Consider the following 6,243-nt stretch of genomic DNA (forward strand, 5'->3'; position numbering starts at 1 on the left):
ACACTCAGAACTCGGGATCCCAGTCGACCACGACCAGGTTGGCCTCGAAGTCGACCGACTTGACGAAGTCCGGCTGCACGAACGGAATCATCCGCTCGCGGTCACCACGGACCACCACCACGTCGTTGGCGCCGGTGCTGAACAGGTGCGAGACCTGGCCCAGGGCAACGCCCTCGGCGGTCCTCACGTCCAGGCCTTCCAGGTCCACCCAGTAATACTCATCGGGCTTCGGCGGCGGCAATGCACTGCGGGCCACGTAGATCTCGGTGCCGTGCATCGCTTCGACGGTATCGCGGTCCTCGACGCCGGGGAAACGGGCGACCAGGTGCTTGCCGCTGTCGCGGCCGCGTACACCTTCAATCGTGGTTTCCACGCCGGACGGGCTGCGCACGATCCACGGCTGGTAACGGAAAATGGCGGAACGTGGCTCGGTCCAGGACTCGAGCTTGATCTCGCCGCGCACACCAAAAGCGCCGACAACCCTGCCCAGCAGGATGCGGCGCTCGATATCTTTCATCTGCTTCAACCAAGAGGGCCACGCCGAAGCGTGGCCCGTCAGGATCAGGCCGCAGCGGCCTGGGACTTGGTCGCTTCCTTGATCAGGTTGCGGACCTTGTCGGTCGGCTGGGCGCCGTTCTTGACCCAATGGTCAACGCGGGCCAGGTCCAGCTCGATGCGCTTCTCGGCGCCCTGGGCGACCGGGTTGTAGAAGCCAACGCGCTCGATGTTGCGGCCGTCGCGCGCGCTGCGCACGTCGGTGACGATGATGTGGTAGAACGGACGCTTCTTGGCGCCGCCGCGGGTCAGTCGAATCTTGACCATGGTGTTTTTCCTATTGCCCAGTCGCCAGGATGGCGAGGTAAGCGGGCGATTATAGCGGCAGAGCCCGGCCGAGCCAACCCCGGGGGCTCGCCCGGGGTCAGATCCCTTTTGCGACGCAAAAGGGATCTGACCCCAAGCCGTCCCAAGCCACCGCCGCCAGCACTGCCCTGCCCTGTTCAGCCAGCGCCTCCGAGCCGGGCAGGACATGCCCGTCAATGGCCTCCAGCGCCCATAGGCCGCTGGCGTTGCAGGCGAAGGCCGCCTTCACACCGGCCAGGGCCGCCCGCGGGAGGGGCCGGGTGACCTGCGGGCCGGGCCAGTGCTGCTTCAGCAGACTCTCGGCGGTACCCCGCAGAGCGGGGGCGCGCGGCCAGAGCAACTGGTGACCGTCGTGCACGGCCAGATTCCAGGTCGTGCCTTCGCTGATGCAGTCGTCGCTGCCGACCAGCAAGGCATCGTCAAAGCCCCCGCCCATCGCCGCGCGACGCTCGGCAAACAGTCCAAACGTACCGACGTGCTTGATCTGCGGCAGCTCGCGCTGCCACACCACGCTACGCACCCGCTTTGGCGCGACCAGCGCCACCGGTGCAGACACGGCCACAAGAACGTCCACCGGTACCGTCGCCAGCGGATTACGGAAATCGAAGCGGCGCGAGTACACCGTCACCCGCAGCGAGGCATCGGCCAGGCCGGCCTGTTGCAGCGCCTGCGCCATCCAGCCCTGCACCTGCGCCACATCCAGTTCGCTGCCGAACAGTTCGCGCGTGGCCTGCGACAGCCGCGCCAGATGCAGGTCCAGTCCCTGCACGGCGTGGCCGCGCACCTGCAGCGAGGTGAAGTGGCCATAGTTGACCAGTGCAGGCAGCAGATCCTCCACCTGCGCCAGCCGGCCGTTGCAGGTCAGCGTCATCGCAGCATCGCCTGCGCCTGCTGCCACATGCCACGCAACACGTCAGCGGCCGGCTGTGCCGGTGCCATCCACGCCGACTGCCCGGCCCAGGCCTGCATCGCCGCCAGACGATTTTCCTGCACGGCCTGCCTGCGCATCGGCGCGGTCAGGCCGCGCTGCACCGGGTATGGACGCGGCGCGGGGGCGCCTTCCGCAGCGGCGGCGCGCACATAGGGGGTCGCCAGGCCACGGCCGAGGCGGCCACTGAAGGCACGGGTCGGCCAGGTATCTTCCGGTTCGCTGGCCGCCAATCCATCGGCCCACGCCGAAGCGATCGCCGCTTCGGGCGTGCGCAGGAAGGCCGTGCCGATCTGCACGGCGCTGGCCCCCAGGGTGAGTGCGGCAGCAATGCCACGGCCGTCGGCGATACCGCCCGCAGCGATCACCGGAATCTGCAGGTGATCGGCCAGGCGCGGCAACAACGCAAACAGGCCGACCAGCTGGCGCTCGGCCATCGCCGGATCGAACGCGCCGCGATGACCACCGGCCTCCACGCCCTGCGCCACCACCGCGTCTGCACCGGCGTCCTGTGCCGCGCGCGCTTCGGACAGGGTGGTCGCACAGGCGATCCAGGCAATGCCGGCGTCCTTCAGCTGCTGCACGTGGCGCGGCAGCAGCACGCCCATGATGGTCGAGGCCACCGCCGGGCGCGCGGCCAGCAGCGCGGCGAACTGTTCTTCGAAATCGGCGGGCGTGGCGTCGGCAGCACTGGCCGGCACGTCCGGGCCCCACTGCGCAAGGAAGGCGCGGCTGGCGGCTTCAGCGGCGACATCACGGGTCGGTGCCGGGTCCGGCACCCACAGGTTCACCTGTGCGGGGCCCGTCGAGGCAGCGCGGAAGTCATCCATCCAGTGGCCGATATCGGCCGATGACGACAGCACTGCGCCCATCGCCCCCATGCTGCCGGCATTGGCCAGCGCAGCCGACAACGGCACCGGGCAGGCGCCGGCCATCGGGGCCAGCAGGATCGGAAGCTGCAATGAAAAACGCCGACAGAAGGTGTCGGCGCGCTCAAGGATCGGCGATGCGTTCACGCGACATACCTGTGGGAGAAGTCACCACCCAGCATACGCCAGTCGCCGCGACCGGATCCGTAGACCCGGTCGCGCAAGGATCAGCGCGCCACCACCGCGTAGGTGCGCACCAGCTGGCTGTCCATTTCCTCGTTGAACTGGAAGGTCACGTAGCGCGCGTCGTCTGCGGCGAACTCCACCTCGGCCGCTGCGCGGCCGATCTCGGTGCCCTCTGCGTCCAGCGCGCGCGCCACCAGCTTGCCCTTGAAGGCCTTGTCGGCCACCACATACACCGCCGCTTCCTTGGAACCCATGCCGCGGCTCTTGCCCAGGGTCACGGTCAGGCCATGTGCGGCCAGGCCCGGATCGGCCTGCAGCGTCACGTTCATGCGCTTGTCCACGCCTTCGCCCAGGCCGGCGACGAAATCGGCCGCCGTGCCACTGATGGCACTGCCGGCCTTCTGCGATACGGACGTGTCGTCCTTGCATGCGGCCAGCGCCAGCACCAGCGCCGCTACCACGATCATCTTGTTCATGAGCATTCCCTTGTCAGATCAACACGTAGTCAAGCAACAGGGGGCTGGCCACGCAAGTGCCGGTCCCGGCACCTGCGCCCTCTCCCCCTTTCAGACATCAACGGAACGGCATGCCGCGGCCGCCCATGGCGCCCATCATGCCCTTCATGCTGCGCAGCATGCCCTTCATGCCGCCGCCGGCCATCTTGCTCATCATTTTTTCCATCTGCATGTACTGCTTCATCAGCTTGTTGACGTCGGCCGGGGTCACGCCCGAGCCCCTGGCGATGCGCGCGCGGCGCGAGCCATTGAGCAGGTTCGGGTTGCGCCGTTCCTTCTTGGTCATCGAGCCGATGATGGCGATCATGCGCGGCACTTCCTTGCCCTGGCTGACCTGCTGCTTCAGATGGTCCGGGATGTTGCCCAGGCCCGGCAGCTTGTCCATCAGGCCGCCAATGCCGCCCATGTTCTGCATCTGCTCGAGCTGGTCACGCATGTCGTTCAGGTCGAACTTCTTGCCCTTGGCGACCTTCTCGGCCAGCTTGGCGGCCTTGTCCTTGTCGACCTGCTGCTCGACCTGCTCGACCAGCGACAGCACGTCGCCCATGTCGAGGATGCGGCTGGCGATACGGTCCGGGTGGAACACGTCAAGGCCTTCCGGCTTTTCGCTCACACCCACGAACTTGATCGGCTTGCCGGTGATGTAGCGCACGCTCAGCGCGGCACCGCCACGGGCGTCACCGTCGGTCTTGGTCAGCACCACGCCGGTCAGCGGCAGCGCATCGCCAAAGGCCTTGGCGGTGTTGGCCGCGTCCTGGCCGGTCATGGCGTCGACCACGAACAAGGTTTCGGCCGGGTTCACCGCAGCATGCAGGGCCTTGATCTCGGCCATCATCGCTTCGTCGATGGCCAGGCGGCCGGCGGTATCGACCAGCAGCACGTCGACGAACGACTTGCGCGCATCGTCGATGGCGGCGCGGACGATGGCTTCGGGCTTCTGGTCGGCACTGGACGGGAAGAACAGCACGCCGACCTGCTCGGCCAGGGTCTTCAGCTGCTCGATCGCGGCCGGGCGGTAGACGTCCGCCGAGACCACCATCACCTTCTTCTTGCGCTTTTCCTTCAGGTGCTTGGCCAGCTTGCCCACCGTGGTGGTCTTGCCGGCGCCCTGCAGGCCTGCCATCAGGATGATGGCCGGAGCGGGAACATTGAGGTTCAGGTCGCTGGCTTCGGCGCCCATCACCGCGGTCAGCTCGTCGCGCACGACCTTGATCAGGGCCTGGCCCGGGGTCAGCGACTTCAGCACTTCCTGGCCGACCGCGCGCACCTTGATGCGCTCGATCAGGGCCTGCACCACCGGCAGCGCAACGTCGGCTTCGAGCAGCGCGATGCGGACCTCACGGGTGGCCTCGCGGATGTTCTCCTCGGTCAGGCGGCCGCGGCCACGCAGGCGCTCGATGGTGCCGGAAAGGCGCTGGGTCAGGGACTCGAACATGCGGTACGACCTGTCTGAAAACGGGGGACAATAAGGCAGACAGTATAACGGGTCCGCCACGCCTGCCGGACTGCGACGCCGCGGCCGTCGCCACCACCGCGGGGGTATGCGAAACTGCAACGATGACAATCGTTCTCATCGCCGTCCTGCTCTACCTGGCTGCCAGTACCCTGCTGGTGCGCGCGCTCGGCCGCGATGAAAGCACCGGCTCCCCCATCTGGCTGTGGCCCGCCCTGCCGGCGATGCTGCTGCATGGCGGCTACCACGTGATGGTGGCGATGCGCACCAACGGCGGGCCGGACATGCACTTCTTCGCCGCGCTGTCGCTGGTCGGCCTGGGCATGGCCTGGCTGACCTCGCTGGTCGGCGCGCGCGGGCGGATGTCGGCACTGGGCGTGATGGTGTTCCCGTTGGCCGCGGTACTGCTGCTGGCCTACCACGGCTACGGCCACGAACCGAGCAAGGTGCTGGGCTGGCGCCTGGCCAGCCACGCCTGGCTGGCGCTGCTGGCCTACGCGACGTTGAGCATCGCCGCGCTGCTGGCGATCATGCTGTGGCTGCAGGAACGCGCCCTGCGCCGCCGTGAATTCCGGCCGTGGCTGCGTGCCCTGCCGCCGTTGGCGGACCTCGAATCCCTGCTGTTCCGGGTGATCACTGTCGGCTTCGCGCTGCTGACCCTGACCCTGGTCACCGGCGTGCTGTTCGTCGACGACCTGCTGGCGCAGAAGCTGGTACACAAGACCGTGCTGAGCGTGCTGTCGTGGATCGTGTTCGGCGTGCTGCTGATCGGCCGCCGGCGCTATGGCTGGCGCGGCATGAAGGCGGTGCACTGGACGCTGGCGGCGATGCTGTTGCTGCTGCTGGCGTTCTTCGGCAGCCAGTTCGTGATCGAACTGGTGTTCGGGCACACGCGATAGGCGGTGTGCCGACCAACGGTCGGCACCCACCCCGGTAGCGCCGGCCGCTGGCCGGCAACAGGGCCGCACCCTGCGTGGATGCCGCAGAAGGTCAGGGCACCGGCTGGGCCAGGATCTTCCGTACCGAGCGGCCGCTGTTGGTAAGGATGTCATCGACCTGCCAGCAGCCCTGCCCCTGGCGCACCATCGGCAGGCGGGTCACGTAGGCCTTCTTCCATACCGAATAGCGCATCTCGACCTGGCCGGCGGTGGCCGACGCCTCTTTCCAGCTGTAACGCACCGGGGTTTCTATGTCGCCGTCCTGCGCATCCAGCCAGGGGTCGGAATCGATCGTGCAGATGCCCTCTTCGCGTACCTGGCAGGCGCGTTCGCCGCGCAGCGCCTTGCCAAAGGCCGGGCTGACCAGTGCCGCCGGCGGCTCCAGCAGGTCGCCATCGCCCGTCGTTGCCTCGTAGAAGGCACGGGCCACGGCGGTGGGCTCCTGGCAGGCGGGCGCAGCCTGCGCGATGGGGGCCAGCAGCAGGCCGATGAT

Annotated in this window: 8 protein-coding genes; 1 reads left to right on the plus strand and 7 read right to left on the minus strand. The window is 67.9% G+C overall.

Going from position 1 to position 6,243, the window contains the following annotated elements; genetic code table 11:
• Positions 1-4: 4 nt before the first annotated feature.
• The 6 genes from rimM to ffh all read right to left on the minus strand — a co-directional run bounded on the left by rimM (position 5) and on the right by ffh (position 4,794).
• Positions 5-517, minus strand: a complete 513-nt coding sequence (gene rimM / locus N5D91_RS21120; RefSeq protein ID WP_153856804.1) for a ribosome maturation factor RimM — start codon at positions 515-517, stop codon at positions 5-7.
• A 44-nt stretch (positions 518-561) separates the two neighbouring features.
• Positions 562-822: a 30S ribosomal protein S16 gene (gene rpsP / locus N5D91_RS21125; RefSeq protein ID WP_005415733.1), complete on the minus strand. Its 261-nt coding sequence runs from the start codon at positions 820-822 to the stop codon at positions 562-564.
• A gap of 97 nt (positions 823-919) precedes the next feature.
• Entirely contained in the window at positions 920-1,732 is an 813-nt protein-coding gene (locus N5D91_RS21130; RefSeq protein ID WP_180855494.1) for an aminotransferase class IV family protein, read from the minus strand.
• Complete coding sequence (locus N5D91_RS21135) at positions 1,729-2,805, minus strand: nitronate monooxygenase (protein ID WP_164160676.1); 1,077 nt, start codon at positions 2,803-2,805, stop codon at positions 1,729-1,731. The genes N5D91_RS21130 and N5D91_RS21135 overlap by 4 nt, the downstream gene beginning before the upstream one ends.
• A gap of 80 nt (positions 2,806-2,885) precedes the next feature.
• A complete protein-coding gene (locus N5D91_RS21140; protein ID WP_110711627.1) occupies positions 2,886-3,320 on the minus strand; it encodes a hypothetical protein in 435 nt (144 codons plus the stop codon).
• 97 nt (positions 3,321-3,417) lie between these two features.
• Complete coding sequence (gene ffh / locus N5D91_RS21145) at positions 3,418-4,794, minus strand: signal recognition particle protein (RefSeq protein WP_164160673.1); 1,377 nt, start codon at positions 4,792-4,794, stop codon at positions 3,418-3,420.
• Positions 4,795-4,916: 122 nt separating this feature from the next.
• Between ffh and ccsA the strand changes: the two genes are divergently transcribed.
• Entirely contained in the window at positions 4,917-5,711 is a 795-nt protein-coding gene (gene ccsA, locus N5D91_RS21150; RefSeq protein WP_164160670.1) for a cytochrome c biogenesis protein CcsA, read from the plus strand.
• A 91-nt stretch (positions 5,712-5,802) separates the two neighbouring features.
• Here the strand turns inward: ccsA and N5D91_RS21155 are convergent, their stop codons facing one another.
• Complete coding sequence (locus tag N5D91_RS21155) at positions 5,803-6,243, minus strand: hypothetical protein (protein WP_279922741.1); 441 nt, start codon at positions 6,241-6,243, stop codon at positions 5,803-5,805.

This window comes from Stenotrophomonas sp. GD03794 (assembly GCF_029842145.1).
Lineage (GTDB): Bacteria > Pseudomonadota > Gammaproteobacteria > Xanthomonadales > Xanthomonadaceae > Stenotrophomonas > Stenotrophomonas riyadhensis.

Coding starts and splice junctions, on each gene's coding strand:
- rimM (WP_153856804.1), bottom strand. CDS start 517: ATGAAAGATATCGAGCGCCGCATCCTGCTGGGCAGGGTTGTCGGCGCT.
- rpsP (WP_005415733.1), bottom strand. CDS start 822: ATGGTCAAGATTCGACTGACCCGCGGCGGCGCCAAGAAGCGTCCGTTC.
- N5D91_RS21130 (WP_180855494.1), bottom strand. CDS start 1,732: ATGACGCTGACCTGCAACGGCCGGCTGGCGCAGGTGGAGGATCTGCTG.
- N5D91_RS21140 (WP_110711627.1), bottom strand. CDS start 3,320: ATGAACAAGATGATCGTGGTAGCGGCGCTGGTGCTGGCGCTGGCCGCA.
- ffh (WP_164160673.1), bottom strand. CDS start 4,794: ATGTTCGAGTCCCTGACCCAGCGCCTTTCCGGCACCATCGAGCGCCTG.
- ccsA (WP_164160670.1), top strand. CDS start 4,917: ATGACAATCGTTCTCATCGCCGTCCTGCTCTACCTGGCTGCCAGTACC.